The sequence below is a fragment of the Klebsiella sp. HMSC09D12 genome (genome assembly GCF_001808475.1).
Classification (GTDB): Bacteria; Pseudomonadota; Gammaproteobacteria; order Enterobacterales; family Enterobacteriaceae; genus Klebsiella; species Klebsiella oxytoca.
In genome coordinates, this window is sequence record NZ_KV793484.1 from 25,377 (window position 1) to 44,326 (window position 18,950).

Genomic DNA, 18,950 nt, shown 5'->3' on the forward strand with positions numbered 1-18,950 from the left:
GGCGACAGGTTTGGACTCGCGCTGGCGTTATGCCAGCGCTTTACTGATTTTCTCGAACAGATCCCCGGAAAGATTCTCCAGACCTTTCAGCTGCTCAAGCGCCCCGCGCATCAGCGCCTGACGCTTGTTATCATAGCGTTTCAGACGAATCAGCGGTTCAATCAGACGCGACGCAACCTGTGGATTACGGCTGTTCAGTTCAGTGAGCATTTCCACCAGGAACTGATAGCCGCTGCCGTCTTCGGCATGGAACGCCGCCGGGTTGCTGCCGGCAAAAGCGCCGATTAGAGAACGGACGCGGTTCGGGTTACTCATGCTGAACGAACGATGATTCAGCAGGCCGCGAACCGTCTGCAGGACGTTATCGGCCGGGCTAGTTGACTGCAGGATAAACCATTTATCCATCACCAGGCCGTCCTGATGCCATTTATCATCATACTCCTGCATCAATGCATCACGGCACGGCAGCTGGGCAGCGACTGCCGCCGCCAGCGCCGCCAGCGCGTCGGTCATGTTGTCCGCATGGTGATACTGCGCGCTAACCAGTTTATCCGCCAGCTCCGCGTCGCCAAACGCCAGATAGCGCAGGCAGGTGTTACGCAGAGAACGCTTGCCGATATCGGCATGCTCAACGCGGTAGCTGTCAAGCTTGTTGGCGTTGTAAATCACCAGGAACTCGTCTGCCAGCTCTTTCGCCAGCGTACGGGTCAGCGCTTCACGCACCGCGGCGATAGCTAGCGGATCGATAATAGCAAACAGCTCAGCAATTTCATTCGCCGAAGGCAGCGTCAGGATCTCCGCCGCCAGCGCCGGATCGATCTTCTCATCCAGCAGGATGGCGCGGAAAGCATCGGCTACGTGGATCGGCAGCGACAGCGGTTGCCCCTGCTGGTGGCGGTTAACGTTGAGTTTGATATAGGTTGCCAGCAGGCTCTGCGCCGCGTCCCAGCGGGAAAAATCATTACGCGCGTGGCGCATCAGGAAAGTCAGCTGCTGATCGCTCCATTTGTACTCCAGCTTCACCGGGGCAGAGAACTCGCATAGCAGCGCCGGTACCGGCTGGAAGTAGACATTATCGAAAACAAAAGTCTGCTCCGCCTGGGTCACGTTCAGCACATGATGCACCGGGTGACCGCCCTTCTGCAGCGGGATGACTTTGCCTTCGTTGTCGTAGAGTTCGATATCGAACGGAATATGCAACGGCAGCTTCTCAGCCTGCTCAGCGGTCGGCGGCGTGCGCTGGCTGATGGTCAGCGTGTACTGCTCCGTTTCTGGATTGTAGTCATCATGGACGGTAACGATCGGCGTCCCGGACTGACTATACCAGCGGCGGAAGTGGGATAGATCAACGTTCGAAGCGTCTTCCATCGCCTGGACAAAATCATCGCAGGTCGCGGCGCTGCCGTCATGGCGTTCAAAGTACAGCTGCATTCCTTTCTGGAAATTCTCTTCGCCCAGCAGCGTATGTAGCATGCGGATCACCTCAGCGCCCTTCTCATACACCGTCAGGGTGTAGAAGTTGTTCATCTCGATAACCTTATCCGGCCGAATCGGATGCGCCATCGGGCTGGCATCTTCGGCGAACTGCAGACCGCGCATAGTACGCACGTTATTGATGCGGTTGACCGCACGTGAGCCGAGATCGGAACTGAACTCCTGATCGCGGAAAACGGTCAGGCCTTCTTTCAGGCTGAGCTGGAACCAGTCGCGACAGGTTACGCGGTTACCCGTCCAGTTATGGAAATATTCGTGGCCAATGACGCGCTCGATATCCAGATAGTCTTTATCGGTCGCGGTATCGGTGCGCGCCAGCACGTATTTAGAGTTAAAGACGTTAAGCCCTTTGTTCTCCATGGCGCCCATGTTGAAGAAGTCAACGGCGACAATCATATAGATATCAAGATCGTACTCGAGGCCAAAGCGGGTTTCGTCCCACTTCATTGAGTTTTGCAGCGAAGTCATCGCCCATGGAGCGCGATCGAGGTTGCCGCGGTCTACATACAGCTCCAGCGCAACCTCACGTCCCGAACGAGTTTTGAAAGTATCGCGCAGGACGTCGAAATCACCGGCCACCAGCGCAAACAGGTAGCACGGTTTGGGGAACGGATCCTGCCACTGAACCCAGTGGCGACCATTCTCCAGCTCCCCCTGGGCTACGCGGTTACCGTTGGAAAGCAGGAACGGGTATTTGGCTTTGTCGGCGATAATTTTGGTAGTGAAGCGCGCCAGCACGTCCGGACGGTCAAGGTACCAGGTAATATGGCGAAAACCTTCCGCTTCGCATTGGGTACACAGCGCTTCGCCGGACTGATACAGCCCTTCCAGCGCGGTATTAGCCGCCGGGCTGATTTCGTTGACGATAGTGAGGGTGAAATGTTCCGGCAATCCGCCGATCGCCAGCTGGTTATTTTCTTCCTTATAGTCGCTCCACGGCTGACCATTAACCAGCAGAGAAACCAACGTCAGGTCTTCGCCATCCAGACGCAATGGCACATCAGACGCAGCCGCGTGGCGGGAGACCTTGCTCTCAGCCGTAACAACGGTTTTCGCGGCATCCAGGTCAAAGGTCAAATCGATATCGCTAATCAGATACTCCGGCGCACGATAGTCGTGGCGGTATTTGGCTTGGGGCTGTTGTGTCATAAAAAACCTTTAGCATGTCCTGTAAAGTGTCGACTCAGTCTATTCCTGTTGCACAAATCTCGCTATGCAGAATCTTCATCTTTTCAATGCTAAACATGAAAATTGCTACATTCTGATAACACCAGAGGCACGAAATGCGCTCGACCAGGCGCAAAGCTTGTGGTGTGATGCGTGTTCAATATATTAAACTAGGCCTCGCAAATGACCGTTAGCGTCGCCATCAGCCGTCGCCGCGGGACAGAGTCGGGTATTACAGGTATACTCCGCCTCCTTTTACCACTTTGGTTTTGATGGAAACGCTCCAGTGAGAGGATGCTACTGCGCACCATGACCCAATTCACTTCTCCTGTACTGCATTCGCTGCTTGATACGGATGCCTACAAGCTGCATATGCAGCAGGCTGTCTTCCACCGCTACAATGATGTACAGGTTGCGGCGGAGTTCCGCTGCCGCGGGGACGATCTGCTCGGCATCTACGCCGATGCGATTCGCGAGCAGGTTGAGACGATGCGCGACCTGAGGCTGCAGGACGATGAATATCACTGGTTGTCGAGCCTGCCCTTCTTTGCGCCAGATTATCTCGACTGGCTACGCGGCTTCCGCTACGATCCGCGCCAGGTTACCGTCACTAATGACAACGGTAAGCTGAATATTCGCCTGTCCGGGCCATGGCTTGAAGTCATCATGTGGGAGGTTCCGCTGCTGGCGGTGATAAGCGAGCTGGTGCACCACTACCGCTCGCCGGAAATCACCGTGACGACAGCGCTGAATACCCTTGAGCATAAGCTGTCCGACTTTAACCGTCTCACCGCTGATGTCGATATGTCCGGCTTCCGCCTGATGGATTTCGGTACTCGCCGCCGCTTCTCACGCGAGGTGCAGCAGGCCATTGTTCAGCGTCTGCAGCAGGAGCCGTGGTTCACCGGCACCAGCAACTACGATCTGGCGCGTCGGCTTAACCTGACGCCAATGGGAACCCAGGCGCACGAATGGTTCCAGGCGCACCAGCAGATCAGCCCGAACCTGGCCAGCAGCCAGCGCGCGGCCCTCGCGGCCTGGCTGGAAGAGTATCCCGATCGGTTAGGTATCGCACTGACTGACTGCATCACGATGGACGCTTTCCTGCGCGATTTCGGGCCGGAATTTGCAACCCGCTATCAGGGGCTGCGCCACGACTCCGGCGACCCGGTAGAATGGGGCGAGAAGGCTATTGCCCATTACAAGAAGCTGGGCATCGATCCGCTGAGCAAAGTGCTGGTATTTTCTGATAATCTCGACCTGGCGAAAGCGGTCGATCTTTATCGCCACTTCTCCTCACGGGTCAATCTGAGCTTCGGTATCGGCACACGTTTAACCTGCGATATTCCCCAGGTTAAGCCGCTGAATATTGTTATTAAGCTGGTGGAGTGCAACGGCAAGCCGGTAGCGAAACTTTCCGATAGCCCGGGTAAAACGATTTGCCACGATAAAGCCTTCGTGCGCGCCCTGCGTAAAGCCTTCGATCTGCCGCCGGTCAAAAAAGCCAGCTAACACTGTGCGAAAAAATGCGTCCGTAAAACCGGACGCATTTTTATTATCATCCCCCTTTCCGTTCAGAAAAGTGTTTCATATTCACCGCCCTGTTTTCATTGCGAAATGCCCTGCGCGGGATAAAGGCAATGCTCAAAACTCTCTTAATATCAGGCTCTCCCGTCGTAAAGGAGACAATCTCCTTATTTATTTCCTAAAACACCCCTTTCTTGCGCGAAATCTACTTGTCTGATGGAAGATGACAGGTAACATAGATATCCCCCTGTCGAAGGGGTATACAGATTTTTCTATTGGACTAACAAGAGAGACTATTATGAGCGTTGTGCCTGTAGCCGACGTACTCCAGGGCCGCGTTGCCGTTGACAGCGAAGTCACCGTGCGCGGATGGGTGCGTACCCGCCGAGATTCTAAAGCTGGCTTTTCTTTCCTCGCCGTCTATGACGGTTCCTGCTTTGATCCTGTACAGGCCGTTATTAGTAATTCTCTTCCCAATTACAATCAGGAAGTGCTGCGCCTGACCACCGGCTGTTCAGTCATCGTGACCGGTAAAGTCGTGGAATCCCAGGGTCAGGGCCAGAGCTTTGAGATTCAGGCCAGTCATGTTGAAGTAAGCGGCTGGGTAGACGATCCGGAAACTTATCCGATGGCGGCTAAACGCCATAGCATTGAATACCTGCGTGAAGTTGCCCACCTGCGCCCGCGCACCAACCTGATTGGCGCCGTGGCGCGCGTTCGCCATACCCTGGCGCAGGCGCTGCACCGCTTCTTTGACGAACAGGGTTTCTTCTGGGTTTCTACCCCGCTGATTACCGCTTCCGATACCGAAGGCGCGGGCGAGATGTTCCGCGTTTCCACGTTGGATCTGGAAAACCTGCCGCGCAACGATCAGGGCAAAGTCGATTTCGATAAGGACTTCTTTGGTAAAGAGTCATTCCTGACCGTTTCTGGCCAGCTGAACGGCGAAACCTACGCCTGCGCGCTATCCAAAATCTACACCTTCGGCCCAACCTTCCGTGCGGAAAACTCCAACACCACCCGCCACCTGGCAGAGTTCTGGATGCTGGAGCCGGAAGTCGCCTTTGCTAATCTGAACGATGTGGCAGGTCTGGCGGAAGCGATGCTGAAGTACGTTTTCAAAGCCGTTCTGGAAGAGCGGGCAGATGACATGCAGTTCTTTGCCGAACGCGTTGATAAAGATGCGATCGATCGTCTGCAACGTTTCGTTTCCGCGGATTTCGCTCAGGTGGATTATACTGACGCGGTCACCATTCTGGAAAATTGCGGTAAGCAGTTCGAAAACCCGGTGTACTGGGGCGTGGATCTCTCCTCCGAGCACGAACGCTATCTGGCGGAAGAGCATTTTAAAGCGCCGGTAGTCGTAAAAAACTACCCGAAAGAGATCAAGGCGTTCTATATGCGCCTTAACGAAGACGGGAAGACCGTCGCCGCAATGGACGTTCTGGCGCCGGGTATCGGTGAAATTATCGGCGGCTCCCAGCGTGAAGAACGCCTGGACGTACTTGACGCGCGCATGGCGGAAATGGGTCTTAATAAAGAAGACTACTGGTGGTACCGCGACCTGCGCCGTTACGGCACCGTGCCGCACTCCGGTTTTGGTCTGGGCTTCGAGCGTCTGATTGCCTACGTGACCGGCGTACAGAACGTTCGTGACGTGATTCCGTTCCCGCGCACTCCACGTAACGCCACATTCTGATTTTTTTGTTATCTCACGCAAAGGTCGGCGCAAGCCGGCCTTTTTTTATGTCAATTTACGTTAACGAATTTCAGGAAATTTAAACATCAACCCGCGAAATTCATAAATATGTTACGCACTATTTCGCTCATACCTGAAGTTACAAATCGCACTTAATGCCCAAAAATCGTCAAACCTGCTGATTATATTGCTCACTATTTAATCAACCACCGCACATCTTGCAACGACAAGATCTGAATAAAAAAAAAGCAAAAAGCAGCTGTAAAATGCACAACCCCTCTGTTATCTAAATTAATCATAATTAATTCATATAGATATATAAAGAGAGCTGATTTTGTCAGCGAACAGGGACGGAATGTTGATAGAGTTCACAAAGTTCCCAAAAATACACATTTAGTTACATAGAATTTCCTTTTGTTACTCATATGAGATATTGGTAGCATTTTCAGGCTAGCGAAACGTTGTTCTGAATGGAAAGATGCCTCCAGACACCAAACTATCATCAATAGTTCCGTAAATTTTTATTGACGAAACGTATTGGCGGCAGTGGCAAGTGTTCATAAAAAAATATAAATGAGGGTAATAAATAATGATGAAGCGCAAAATTCTGGCAGCGGTAATTCCTGCCCTGCTGGTAGCCGGTGCAGCTAACGCTGCAGAAATCTATAACAAAAACGGCAACAAACTCGACTTTTACGGAAAAATGGTTGGCGAGCACGTCTGGACCACTAACGGTGACACCAGCAGCGACGACACCACCTACGCCCGTATCGGCCTGAAAGGCGAAACCCAGATCAACGATCAGCTGACCGGTTACGGCCAGTGGGAATACAACATGGATGCGTCCAACGTTGAAGGCTCCCAGACCACGAAAACCCGTCTGGCTTTCGCTGGCTTAAAAGCCGGTGAATACGGTTCATTCGACTACGGTCGTAACTACGGCGCCATCTACGACGTTGAAGCGGCGACCGATATGCTGGTTGAATGGGGCGGCGACGGCTGGACCAACACCGACAACTTCATGACCGCGCGTACCAACGGCGTTGCGACCTACCGTAACTCTGATTTCTTCGGTCTGGTTGATGGCCTGAGCTTTGCGCTGCAGTACCAGGGTAAAAACAAAGAACGCGCTGTGAAGAAACAAAACGGCGACGGCTTCAGCACCGCGGCTACCTACGCGTTTGACAACGGTGTAGCGCTGTCCGCTGGTTATGCTAACTCCAGCCGCAGCGGCGACCAGAAAGCAGACCGTCAGGGCGAAAAAGCTGAAGCATGGGCAACCTCCGCTAAGTATGATGCGAACAACATCTACGCTGCAGTCATGTACTCTCAGACCTACAACATGACTCCGGAAAACGAAGGCAACTATTTCGCTAACAAAACTCAGAACTTTGAAGCCGTTGTTCAGTATCAGTTCGACTTCGGCCTGCGTCCGTCCATCGGCTACGTACAGACTAAAGGTAAAGACCTGCGCTCCCGCGCTGGCTTCTCCGGCGGCGATGCTGACCTGGTTAAATACGTCGAAGTGGGTACCTGGTACTACTTCAACAAAAACATGAACGTCTACGCTGCGTATAAATTCAACCAGCTGGACGACAACGACTACACCCGTGCTGCGAAAGTCGCGACCGACGATCAGGCAGCGGTTGGTATCGTTTACCAGTTCTAATTTGCAGTACACCCCTTCGTGATATGCCTAAAAAGCAGGACTTCGGTCCTGCTTTTCTGCGTTCCTGAGAGGAAGATCGTAACTTTTAAAAACCTTCTCGCTTTTTGTCGCAAACGGTTGGCAATTAACATAACTCCCGTTAACCTGATAGCGGATTTCCCTTCAGTAATCACAATGGAACCTCGTCATGTTTGAGAACATTACCGCCGCCCCTGCCGACCCAATTCTGGGCCTGGCCGATCTGTTTCGTGCCGATGACCGCCCAACAAAAATTAATCTTGGAATTGGTGTTTATAAAGATGAAACGGGTAAAACACCGGTCCTGACTAGCGTGAAGAAAGCAGAACAGTATCTGCTGGAAAATGAAACCACCAAAAATTACCTGGGTATTGATGGTATTCCAGAGTTTGGTCGCTGCACTCAGGAGCTGCTGTTTGGGAAAGGCAGCGCGATTATCAATGATAAACGCGCTCGTACCGCCCAGACTCCCGGTGGTACAGGCGGCCTGCGCGTCGCCGCTGATTTTCTGGCGAAGAATACCGACGTTAAACGTATTTGGGTGAGCAACCCAAGCTGGCCGAACCATAAAAGCGTATTCAATTCAGCCGGACTCGACGTTCGCGAATATACCTACTACGATGCCGCAAACCACAAACTCGACTTCGATGGACTGCTGGCCAGCCTGAACGAAGCGCAGGCCGGTGACGTGGTTCTGTTCCACGGCTGCTGCCACAACCCAACCGGTATCGATCCAACGCTGGAACAGTGGCAACAGCTGGCGCAGCTCTCCGTAGAGAAAGGCTGGCTGCCGCTGTTTGACTTTGCCTACCAGGGCTTTGCCCGGGGCCTGGAAGAGGACGCTGAAGGCCTGCGCGCTTTCGCCGCGCTGCATAAAGAGCTGCTGGTAGCCAGCTCCTACTCGAAAAACTTCGGCCTGTATAACGAACGCGTAGGCGCCTGCACGCTGGTTGCCGCTGACCAGGAAACGGTAGACCGCGCCTTCAGCCAGATGAAGTCCGTTATCCGCGCAAACTACTCTAACCCGCCGGCTCACGGCGCCTCGGTAGTGGCGACCATTCTCAGCAATGACGCGCTGCGCGCCATCTGGGAACAAGAGTTAACCGACATGCGCCAACGCATCCAGCGCATGCGTCTGCTGTTCGTTAATACCCTGCAGGAAAAAGGCGCCAGCCGTGATTTCTCTTTCATCATTCAGCAAAACGGGATGTTCTCGTTTAGCGGCCTGACCAAAGAGCAGGTCCTGCGGTTACGCGAAGAGTTTGCGATTTACGCTGTGGCATCCGGGCGTATTAACGTCGCGGGCATGACGCCAGACAATATGGCGCCGCTGTGCGAAGCGATTGTTGCCGTACTGTAAGCCCGCTCTGTAGCAAAAGCAAAAGGCCGCATTCGCGGCCTTTTCATCTATTTTCTTCCGGCAAATTTACCAGACAGGCATCTCATCCTGCAGGAATGGGTTATGCAGACGCTCATAGCCAAGCGTCGACATAGGGCCATGGCCAGGAATAAACGATACGTCATCGCCCAACGGCAAGAGTTTGCGTTTAATCGCATCGATCAGCTGGCTATGGTCGCCACGAGGGAAATCGCTACGCCCCACCCCACCTTTGAATATGACATCGCCAGAAATCAGCAGTCGGGAAGCGGCATCGAAGAAGACCACGTGCCCTGGAGTATGACCGGGACAGTGCAACACCTGCAGAGAGACGTTCCCCACGCTGACTACATCGCCTTCGTTCAACCAGCGATCCGGCTGAAGCGGCTGGCAATCTTCCAGACCAAACATCCGGCTCTGTGCCGGTAATCCTTCCAGCCAGAACTCATCTTCTTTTTCCGGCCCGATAATCGGCACGCCATAATGTTGCGCCAGCTCCGCCGCCGCACCAACGTGATCGAGATGGCCATGCGTCAGCAGAATTTGCATCAGGCTGACGCCTGCCGCGGTGACTTCCTGTTTGATTCGCTCAGCATCACCGCCGGGATCCACCAGCGCCGCCAGCCTGGTTTGTTCGCACCAGATTAAAGAACAGTTCTGCGCGAACGCGGTAACCGGAATAATACGATAGTTCATGAGGCTCCTTTCGTTACCAGTGCCGTACCGGCCCGGTATCAATATGCACAAAGTTGCTACGTGGGTAGTATCCTACACCACCTGAACGCATAGATAACGCGGCTTTGCGAACATTGCTTAACGAAATGCCTTCAATATGGAAATCCATGGCCTGGCCTTTGGTGTGGTAGCTGTGTTTCGCTACTCCCCGGCTGCGCGCGCGAAGCTCATTATTGGTATCAACAGAGCGATAACCGGAAATAAGCTGGACAGGCTTGTTCGTACCAAGTAATCCCTGCAGACGATAGAGTTGATCGAACAAACCGGGATCGATGGACTTAATCTTATTCGCGCGATAGTCGCGGAAAAAATGATTAAGTCTTGCTAATTCATCCTGAATATAGCCTCTGCCATCGAAAAACTCCGCCTTGAGTGATTCACCAGTATGCAGGTTGTTCAGCGTCAAAATACGCGGTCGTGGGGTCGAGAGGGTGGCAAATGCCGGCGCAGGCAGAATGGCAGCAGCACCGAGCGCGGCTCCACCTAACGCCAGCAGTTTGCGGCGATTAGCGTCAAATTTGTCCATGATAATCAGGTCTACAGGTAAATGAATCGTAATATACTTTTCCCGCAATCCGCCCGTTAGCCGCCAGCATACGCTTGTTCTCCGGCGGCTAATCGATATCAGCGACGAAGGCCTGGCTTGCTCACCACCATTACGCTTTTGCAGGATTATATGTATATGCACTTCTGGCGCACGAAAGGCACCTTACCGGGCATTATTGCCAACGTCAAGGCAGCCTCCCCCCAGTAAACTCGGGCCTTGCAGACTGCAAGACCCGTTTTCACACACAGATAGGACAACCGAATCCGTTGAACTACTTCATTTATCTGATTAATTGTTCAGCTTTAGGCAGGATTTGTGCGCTGGATCGCGCGGTGAGATCGTAATTGTAAATATCTGTTCGATATTGTGTACGTCCATCAGCCCCGACAAAGGCGGTCAAATAATAGAGATTAACCGGGATATTCTGACGAATATTCACATAGCGGGTATTTCCCTGCTTGAGGGCATCCGAAATACGCGCGTCGTTCCAGCCCGCGTCCTGCAACAGCATATTCGCCAGCTCTGAAGCTTTATTCACCCGCACACATCCAGAGCTCAGCGCTCGCCCATCCCGTTGGAACAGAGTGTGATTTGGCGTGTCGTGCAAATATATGGCATCTGAGCTTGGCATATTAAATTTATAGCGCCCCAGCGAATTACGCGCGCCGGGAGCCTGCTGGAAGCGGAACGGCAGATTCGATGCGGTTATCGTCTCCCAGTCCACCTGATAAGGATCGATGGCCTCTTTGCTGTTCCAGCCGCGCATCATCGTATAGCCGTGTTGTTCAAGATAGCCGGGGTTATTGCGCACCTTCGGCAGGATATCTTTGCGCGCCAGCGTCGGCGGTACGTTCCACGGCGGGTTGACCACCACATTGTTTAGGGCACTGCTCATCATCGGCGTTTTGCGGTCCGGGCGGCCAACGATAACTCGTGATGCCAGCACCTCGCTGCCATCCTGGTAATAAACCAGCGAAAAGGCTGGAATATTCACCATAATACCGGTCGCAAGATTACCCGGCAGCAGACGCAAACGCTGGATATTTAAGGCCAGCACGCCGGCGCGCTGCGCGGGAGAGACGTTGAGCCAGTCGCGGGTCGCCTGACCGATCACGCCATCAGCGCCCAGCCCCTGCCACGCCTGAAAGCGCTTAACGCCTTCAACCAACTGGCGATCGTAAACGCCGCGGCCGCTGTTTTTAGCCTTTTTCCCGGCGGATGGGCTCACCACGTCATCGCCCGGCAGGGCAATTTTCGCCGAGTCATCGAGCATACCGGTGCGCTGTAAAATCTCCCTGAGCGCACCGGCATCATTGCTCCACTCCCCGGGACGTAGCGAGGTCTTACCGGTGAGCTGCGGCCACGGACGTGAATCGGCAACCTGCGCCAGTAGCGCCTGATGCATTGCGGCATACTGCGGATGCTGCGGCGCCAGGCCCGCAATGAACTGCGGCAGCGAACCGCTATCCAGCGCCACCTGCCACTGATTAACCACCGATAGCGGCGGCGTCGACATGGCATACGGTTTGGTGCCATACAGCCAGCGGTTGCCCTGAGTGGGAATACCACTAATAAAATGCAGATAGCCCATCATGGCGTCAGACAAAACAACATCCCGCGCCAGACCGTTCACCGCCGGGTCGGTTAACAGCTCAACCCAGGTGGTGAACTGCGGCTGAAAACCGGCAATAGCGACTTCAGCCAGCTGCTGCTGAAACGCCTGCACCGCCTCACGGTTATCCCACATCGGCTTCATATCCCTGGCCGCATACAGCGAGACCAGCGGATTCATAAAGACGGGTTGATAACCGGACGGCAGCACCGCCTGAATATCGGCACGGCTTTTCGCCGCCGCATCGGCAGGAAGCGCCTGCTCGCCAGCCATTTTGGCAACCGCCGCAGACTGGTTTGCGCTTTGGCTGAGCGCGGAAGAGAGCTCGCTGATGGTGGCTGAGCTATCCGATGGTACAATTTCAGGCTCTTCGGCCTGGACATTGAACAGTGGAGCGAATGCAAAAGCCAGGCCCAGACTGAGCGCTGACAATTGACGACCATACCGTTTCTTAAGCAACATCCCTTGCCCCCTGTTAACACATTGCTGCCCGCTAAAATGGGGCTTACTTTCAGTATATGAAGACGAAAACGCTTTTGCCTTCCCAAATGTAAAGAAGTTAAAAGATTATACAATCCTAAAATACAGGTACGGATAACAAAAAGGGCGACATCATGTCGCCCCTTGGCTACTTATTGTACAAGCTTATGAAGCATTAGCCGTTCCCGGCAGCGTTTCAGGCAGCTGCGGCGCGAAGCCACGCAGACCTACTACATGCACATGCTCGTGATTGTTCACCACTTTACGCACCAGTTTGTAGGTGGTGCCTTTTTCCGGGCTGATATTTTCCGGCGCTGCGATAATCAGCTGCATCTCCAGTCGATCGCACAGTTCGAACAGCGTGGCGATAGAACGGGCATCCAGACGCGCGGCTTCATCGAGGAACAGCAGGCGGCACGGCGAAATATCCTTGCCGCGCAGGCGCATGGATTCATCTTCCCAGCTCTGCACCACCATAACCAGAATCGACATCCCGGTACCGATAGCCTCACCGGTCGATAGCGCACCGGATTCAGCGCGCAGCCAGCCGTCGGAACCGCGGTTAACTTCCACTTCCATCTCCAGATAGTTGCGGTAGTCCAGCAGCTCTTCACCAATGGTCTGCGGCGTACGCTGCCCCATATCAATTTGCGGATTCAGGCGCTGATACAGCTTCGCCAGCGCTTCCGAGAAGGTCAGACGATTGCTGTTGAACAAATCCTGATGCTGTTCATGCTGCTCGGACAGCACGTCCAGCAGCATCGAGTGGGTTTCCCGCACGTTGACGTTCAGCCGCACGCTGTTGACCTGGCCGAAGGAGACGCTCTGCAGCCCCTGGTTGAGCATGCGAATACGGTTCTGCTCGCGCTGGATTGTCTTGCGGATGATGTTGGCCACGCTGCGAGAGCTGATGGCCAGCTTCTGCTCGCGGTTGGTCAGCTCTTCCGTCAGTCGACTGAGTTCAATCTCCATCTGCTCAATCGCTTCCACCGGATCGTCGGTACGGATAATATCCTGGCGGATACGTTCGCGCAGATGCTGATAAACGGCGACAAAGAACTGGATTTTGCGTTCCGGGCGTTTCGGATCTTCCGAAATACGCAGCACATCGCGCAGATGTTCGTTATCAGAGACCGCCAGACGCAGCGCCCCGAGCGCCTTATCCGACATTGAGCGCAGCTCATCAGCCGAAAGGTAGGCCAGCTCGCGGCGATGCAGACGACGCTCCACGCCGTTGTCTTTCACCAGGCGCATGACCGCGCACCAGCCGGCTTTGGCGCTGACCACCTGTTCGCGCATTTCGCAGTAATCACGCTCCAGCTTGCGCAGCCTGCGGGTCAGGTTATCCATTTCCGCTTCGCAGAAGGTCAAGGCTTTTTCAAGCTGGTTACGCCGCGCGCGGTTGTTGCTGAGCTGAGCATGAAGCTCATCGCGACGCAAACGGGCGCGCTCTTCGGCGCCGGCGTCGGCGCGTACGCCAATATCCTGTAGCTCTTTATGCAGATCGTTGAGCAGCTCTTTTTTGGTGTCGTAGGAGCTTTTCAGCGATGCCAGCACCTGGTTGTACTGATTGAGCTGCGCGGCGTGGGTACGCAGCGCTTCGCGGGTGCGGGCGCGCTCCGCTTCCGCCTGCTCCAGGCGCTGGCGAAGCTTCTCGTTCAGATCGCTATTACCGCTGAGCATCTCTGCGGAATCAGAGTAGCTAAAGTGGGCGCGACGCTGCACGACTTCGGTCAGCGCAAACGCCTGCTGACGCGCATCGCGCTGAGTCTGCTGCGAGTACGCGTAATCTTCTTTTAGCTGTTCAAACTGCTCCGGGTCGCTCTGCAGAACGGAAACGATCGGTTCCAGCTTAGCCAGCTGGTTACCATACTGCTGCACAAAGCGCGCGGCCTCCTGCGCTTCGTCGAGCCGCTCCTGGATTTCATCGACGCGATCGGCCAGCGAGTCGTCGGCCAGCAGATTCAGACGTGGCAACAAGCGGTTGAGCGCGGATACACCCTCTTTCGCCTGCTCATACTGCACCCGGTTCTGCTGGTTATCGCTCTCATGGGCGGTCAGCGCCCGTTCCAGCTCGCCGCGACGAGTATTCAGTTTGCGGATTTCTTCTTCCGGGTCGTCCTCAAAGGCCACCGCCAGATGGTTACCGATAAAGCGGCTGAACGCCTGATGGAGGCGCTGGGTTTTCTGCACATCAAACGACAGGGTCGCAAAACGCTCGGAGAGGCTTTCACGCTCGGCGTGCAGCGTTTCAACGCGGCTTTCACGCGCGGCGCGGCCAAACAGCGGCAGCGTCGGGAAGCGTGAATAGCGCCACTGACGATCGGCAATCTTAACGACAACGGCTTTTTCCAGCTCATCGACGCTAAATACGCTGTCATCAAACGACTGCGGATCGCCCTCGATCAGGTAGAGATCTTCGGGGCAATCTTCAAGGCCTTCCAGCTGCTCGGCAATCAGCGACAGATCCGGTACCACAATAGCGTGGCGGGAAGGGCCGTACAGCGCCGAGTAATACGGCGCATCATCGAGGCTAACGTCATCATAGATTTCCGACAGCAGTACGCCGCCAAAGCGTTCCGCCAGCGCGTTCAGGCGCTGATCTTCTGAACCGCCCGGCTGGCTAAGGCGCTCGATTTCATCATCGATTGCGCGCTTACGGGCGCCAACTTCGTCGCGCTCTACGATAGCTTCGCGTTCACGCTCCAGCAGTTGCTGGAGATATTCGGTGACTTCCTGGCTCGACTCAAACTGCTCGCCGCTCTGTTCGCACAGCTGATTGAGGCTGTTCTGCGCCGCCAGCCAGATGGGCGCGCGGCGCATCAGCGTTTGCGTCCGCGTCTGCAGCTGTTCCAGCTCCTGACGCAGGGTCATCCGCCGTTCGCTGGCGGAGGAAACGCTGTCGGAAAGCGAGGCTATGCGGGCTTCCAGCTCCTGATGCAGAGCTTCCAGTTCGTCGATATCGTAACGTTTGCCCTGACGCTTACAGAATTCGTTCAGCTGGCGTTCAGCATCCTGCTGTTCACGCAGACGCTGTTCAAGTTCCGTCAGGCGACTGCGCAACCCGTGCGCCTGCTCTGCCTGGTGGCGTTGATTAACGCCTTCGCGCAACAGCTCGCGCGCCACGTCCCAGGCTTCATTACGCGCCAGCGGACCGTTGATCTCCACCACCAGCTGGTATGCCTGTTCAAACTGGCTATGCGCAGTTTGCGCCACGCTCATTTTCTGTTCCAGCGACAGCATTTTCTCCGTCGCTTCCTGCTCTTTCGCCTGGAAAGTTTCCAGCCACTCGTCGGCGCTCTCCGGGGTTAAATCCGGCAGATGGCAAAGCGCTTTTGCTCTTTCCAGCGCCTGCAGCGCCTGGTTGTACTGAATCGCACGGGTCTGCTGCACGTCCAGCGCCTGCTGGTAGTCGGCAAGCTGGTTTTTCAGCTCATCCACTTCCAGCTCGGCGGCTTCGGCGCGGGCTTCGTTCTCTTCCTGCTGGTCAACCGCTTCCGCAACGACTTCATTTTGCTCTTCGAGGCGAATCTGCAGTTCATCAAGATCCGCCTCATAGCGCTCGATTTTTTCCTGCTGGCGCAGAGCGGTCTGCACCAGGTTCAGATGGTCGCTGGCGGCCTGATAATCGGCTTCCAGATCGCCTTCCGCGCCGTTATGTTCCTGCAGCTCGCGGGCCATATCGACGTGCTTATACTGTTCAGCCGCGAGCTGAGCGCGGGAGCTGAACAGATCGCGGCGATACTCCAGCGCTTTGTCGAGATGAATGCGTCGCTCGTTTGCGTGGCGCATATAGTCGGCGGCAACGTAGTTGGTGGCTTCGCTGATCAGATGTTTGAACAGGTCGCGATCCGACTGCGTTACGCGGATCGCTTCCAGGGTCATGCGGTTTTCACGCAGCGCCGCTTCCATATCCTGGAATGCTTTACGCACGCCGCTGTTTTCCGGCAGCAGGTAGTCGCGCAGCGAGCGGGTAATGGTGCTTGAAATGCCGCCGTACAGCGACGCTTCGATCAGGCGATAGTACTTGCTACGGTCGGAAGCTGAACGCAGGCGGCGAGCCACCACGCCCAGATCGAACATCAGAGAGTGATACTCGGTAATAGAGTTAAACTGCTTGAACTGTACCCCTTCCATCGCTTCGAGCTTATCTTTCAGCTCGTTGAGCGTCACCACGCGTGCCTGGCGCTCGTTAAGGGCTTCGGTCAGCAGCTGAGTCGGCTGGATGGAGGTAGGCAACCCCTGAATCGCAAAAGGCTTGATATCAACTTTACGATCGCGACCGGCGACCTGCTGTAGGCGTACGCCAACCACCACTCGCTGGTGGCGAGAGTTAATGACGTCCAGCACCGAGTAACAGACGCCTGCGCGCAGCTTACCGTGAAGCCCTTTATCTCGCGAGCCGCTGGTGGCCCCGGCTTCCGTAGTATTACGGAAATGCAGCAGCGTCAGGTCGGGGATCAGCGCGGTGACGAAGGCCGCCATGGTCGTGGATTTACCGGCGCCGTTACCGCCGGAAAGCGTGGTCACTAATTCATCAAGATCAAAGGTGCGGGCAAAAAAGCCGTTCCAGTTAACCAGCGTCAGCGAGCGAAATTTACCGCGTTCAATCATTACTCTTCCTCCCCGCTATCCGGCTGATTCTCTTCATTCTCATCATTAAGCTGCAGACGATTTTCCAGCGCCATGGCTTCACCGTCACGGATCATACGCAGCTGCGCTTCGCGCGGGTCGTCACCGGCGCGCACGTCGGCGCCGAAGCGAAACACCGATTCGGTGATGCGGAATTTGCTGCTGTCGTGGCCCATAAACCACACCATGCCGAGGCGGCGCAGCCGGTTGAGCGAAGCGCGCATTTTTTCCTGCAGCTTCTGGCGGTCAAGGTCGGAGCCGGTCGAACGGTTATTGACCAGCTTCAGCAGCTTGGCTTCGTCCGCCAGGGTCAGCAGCTCGTCGTAAAGCTCCTGCTGGGTGAAGATGCCTTCATTCGCCAGGCGCTCCGGACTGAGGTAGAGATAGCAAAGAATTTTGCCCAACATCATATCCAGCTCGGAGAGCACCGAGCGCGGGATCAGCGTGGTCGAGCGCGGGCGTAGATAGAAAAACCCCTCCGGCGCGCGAATCAGCTCGACGTTGTAGCGAGCATAAAACTCTTCCAGGTAATCCTGAAAATCCATTAAAAATGCGTGATTATCCAGCTCGTCAAGGCCGATATGACGGCCCGCGCGCAGGGCGCTATCCAGCGCCGGAAATAACGGATTAGCCAACGCTTGCGCCAGTTTAACCGGCATCACTTGTTCAATATTTGTCGATGACATGCGCCTGTACCTTGGCTCCGTAATCATTAATCGGCTGCCATTTTGCCGGCAGTCCGGTGAAATCTGCTTGCGCTACGCCCAAACGTACCGCCTGGTCGACAACAATGCGCGCGACATCAAAGTGGCGAGCGCGAGGATACTGCGACAGATATTCGCGTACCACCAGACCAAGATCCAGCGGCAGTCCCTTCTCTTTATAGACCGCCAGCTGACCTTCAATCAGCGCTGCCAGCTGTTCGCGAATTTCGTTAAACTCTTCGTACTCCAGATCCGCCGGAAGTTCTCCGGTAACCTCTTCATCATGCAGCGCCATCTCTTCATCGCGCATATCAAGCAGACGATCGGCATTCGCATGGGTGAGCGCCCAGGGAGCGTCGAAGTAAGTCTGGACCGACTGGCGTAAACGCTGCGCGAAGACGCGGTTTTTATCCATATCGATAGCGGTACGGATAAATTTATGCACGTGGCGATCGTAACCGATCCACAGGTCTATCGCCTGCTGACCCCAGCTGACGATGCGGTCCAGCTTGCTTTGCAGGTCGAACACCAGACGATCGATAAAATTCAGATCGTCGCGCGCCATGGTCGAGTCCTGAATACGCAGCAGGTTTGCCTGCAGCTTATCGCCCGCCGCATCCAGAGTATCCTGCAGCTCGCGCAGGGTGCCGGACGTTTCCGACAGCAGCAGCTCGCAGCTGGAGATCGCCGCCCGCCAGTCTTTATTCAGCAGCTGGGCAATATCATCTTTCACCAGCTGCTGCTGCTCATCCATGATCCGCTGGGTCAGATCGATACTGTCGAAAATTTCCGCAACCGAGTACTTCAGGGGAGCGAAAACGTTACGATGCCAGTGGAACTCATCGCCGCCCTCTTCTGCCGAGTCGGCGGCGCGCTTGAGTTCGCCGGCAACGATGGAGAGCTGCATCGACAGGCGCAGGGTGGAGAACTCGCGCTGACGGATATAGTAATCGGTGATCCCGATGCCCAGCGGCGTCAGGCGATAAATAGCGTTACCCTCGGTGATTTCGCTGGTAAAGCGGTTCAGCAGACGCTGGCGCACCATATCGTTAATGGCATTATTGGCGCGCTGGCTGATGGTTTCGCTGGTCTGCTCAAACGCATCACTGACGTGGCGGAACGCGTCCACCAGTTCTCCCTCGGTCATTTCCCCTTCCATCCGCTCGCCGTTCAGCGTGGCAATCGCCAGCAGAAAAGAGAGTCTGTCGACCGGCAGCGAAATAGAAAAATCATTTTTCCTGGCCCAGGCAACCAGTTCGGGGACTGTCTGGGAAAATTCACTCATAGT

General features: G+C 55.1%; 11 protein-coding genes. 4 read left to right on the top strand and 7 right to left on the bottom strand.

Going from position 1 to position 18,950, the window contains the following annotated elements; all coding sequences use genetic code 11:
- Nucleotides 1–27 precede the first annotated feature (27 nt).
- Nucleotides 28–2,643 (bottom strand): aminopeptidase N, encoded by a 2,616-nt coding sequence (gene pepN, locus HMPREF3178_RS16670; RefSeq protein ID WP_004100740.1) that lies wholly within the window; start codon nucleotides 2,641–2,643, stop codon nucleotides 28–30.
- 327 nt (nucleotides 2,644–2,970) lie between these two features.
- Here pepN and pncB point away from each other — a divergent pair, with 327 nt between their 5' ends.
- From pncB to HMPREF3178_RS16690, 4 genes are all read left to right on the top strand, one after another.
- Entirely contained in the window at nucleotides 2,971–4,173 is a 1,203-nt protein-coding gene (gene pncB / locus HMPREF3178_RS16675) for a nicotinate phosphoribosyltransferase (RefSeq protein WP_004100738.1), read from the top strand.
- A gap of 313 nt (nucleotides 4,174–4,486) precedes the next feature.
- Nucleotides 4,487–5,887, top strand: coding sequence for an asparagine--tRNA ligase (gene asnS, locus HMPREF3178_RS16680; protein WP_004100736.1), 1,401 nt, complete (start codon nucleotides 4,487–4,489; stop codon nucleotides 5,885–5,887).
- Between the two features lie 589 nt (nucleotides 5,888–6,476).
- Nucleotides 6,477–7,556, top strand: a complete 1,080-nt coding sequence (locus tag HMPREF3178_RS16685; RefSeq protein WP_004100735.1) for a porin — start codon at nucleotides 6,477–6,479, stop codon at nucleotides 7,554–7,556.
- A 187-nt stretch (nucleotides 7,557–7,743) separates the two neighbouring features.
- Nucleotides 7,744–8,934 carry an amino acid aminotransferase gene (locus tag HMPREF3178_RS16690; RefSeq protein ID WP_004100734.1) on the top strand — a complete coding sequence of 397 codons (1,191 nt, stop codon included), beginning with the start codon at nucleotides 7,744–7,746 and terminating at the stop codon, nucleotides 8,932–8,934.
- A gap of 66 nt (nucleotides 8,935–9,000) precedes the next feature.
- Here HMPREF3178_RS16690 and HMPREF3178_RS16695 read toward each other — a convergent pair whose 3' ends face one another.
- The 6 genes from HMPREF3178_RS16695 to mukF form a co-directional block, all read right to left on the bottom strand.
- Nucleotides 9,001–9,648 (bottom strand): MBL fold metallo-hydrolase, encoded by a 648-nt coding sequence (locus HMPREF3178_RS16695; protein ID WP_004100733.1) that lies wholly within the window; start codon nucleotides 9,646–9,648, stop codon nucleotides 9,001–9,003.
- A 13-nt stretch (nucleotides 9,649–9,661) separates the two neighbouring features.
- Nucleotides 9,662–10,213, bottom strand: coding sequence for a YcbK family protein (locus HMPREF3178_RS16700; protein WP_004100731.1), 552 nt, complete (start codon nucleotides 10,211–10,213; stop codon nucleotides 9,662–9,664).
- 301 nt (nucleotides 10,214–10,514) lie between these two features.
- Nucleotides 10,515–12,308: a L,D-transpeptidase gene (gene ldtD / locus HMPREF3178_RS16705; RefSeq protein WP_004111890.1), complete on the bottom strand. Its 1,794-nt coding sequence runs from the start codon at nucleotides 12,306–12,308 to the stop codon at nucleotides 10,515–10,517.
- 183 nt (nucleotides 12,309–12,491) lie between these two features.
- Entirely contained in the window at nucleotides 12,492–16,940 is a 4,449-nt protein-coding gene (gene mukB, locus HMPREF3178_RS16710) for a chromosome partition protein MukB (protein ID WP_017146195.1), read from the bottom strand.
- Nucleotides 16,940–17,644 (bottom strand): chromosome partition protein MukE, encoded by a 705-nt coding sequence (gene mukE, locus HMPREF3178_RS16715; protein ID WP_017146196.1) that lies wholly within the window; start codon nucleotides 17,642–17,644, stop codon nucleotides 16,940–16,942. The genes mukB and mukE overlap by 1 nt, the downstream gene beginning before the upstream one ends.
- Nucleotides 17,625–18,947, bottom strand: coding sequence for a chromosome partition protein MukF (mukF, locus tag HMPREF3178_RS16720; RefSeq protein ID WP_004111885.1), 1,323 nt, complete (start codon nucleotides 18,945–18,947; stop codon nucleotides 17,625–17,627). The genes mukE and mukF overlap by 20 nt, the downstream gene beginning before the upstream one ends.
- Nucleotides 18,948–18,950 lie beyond the last annotated feature (3 nt).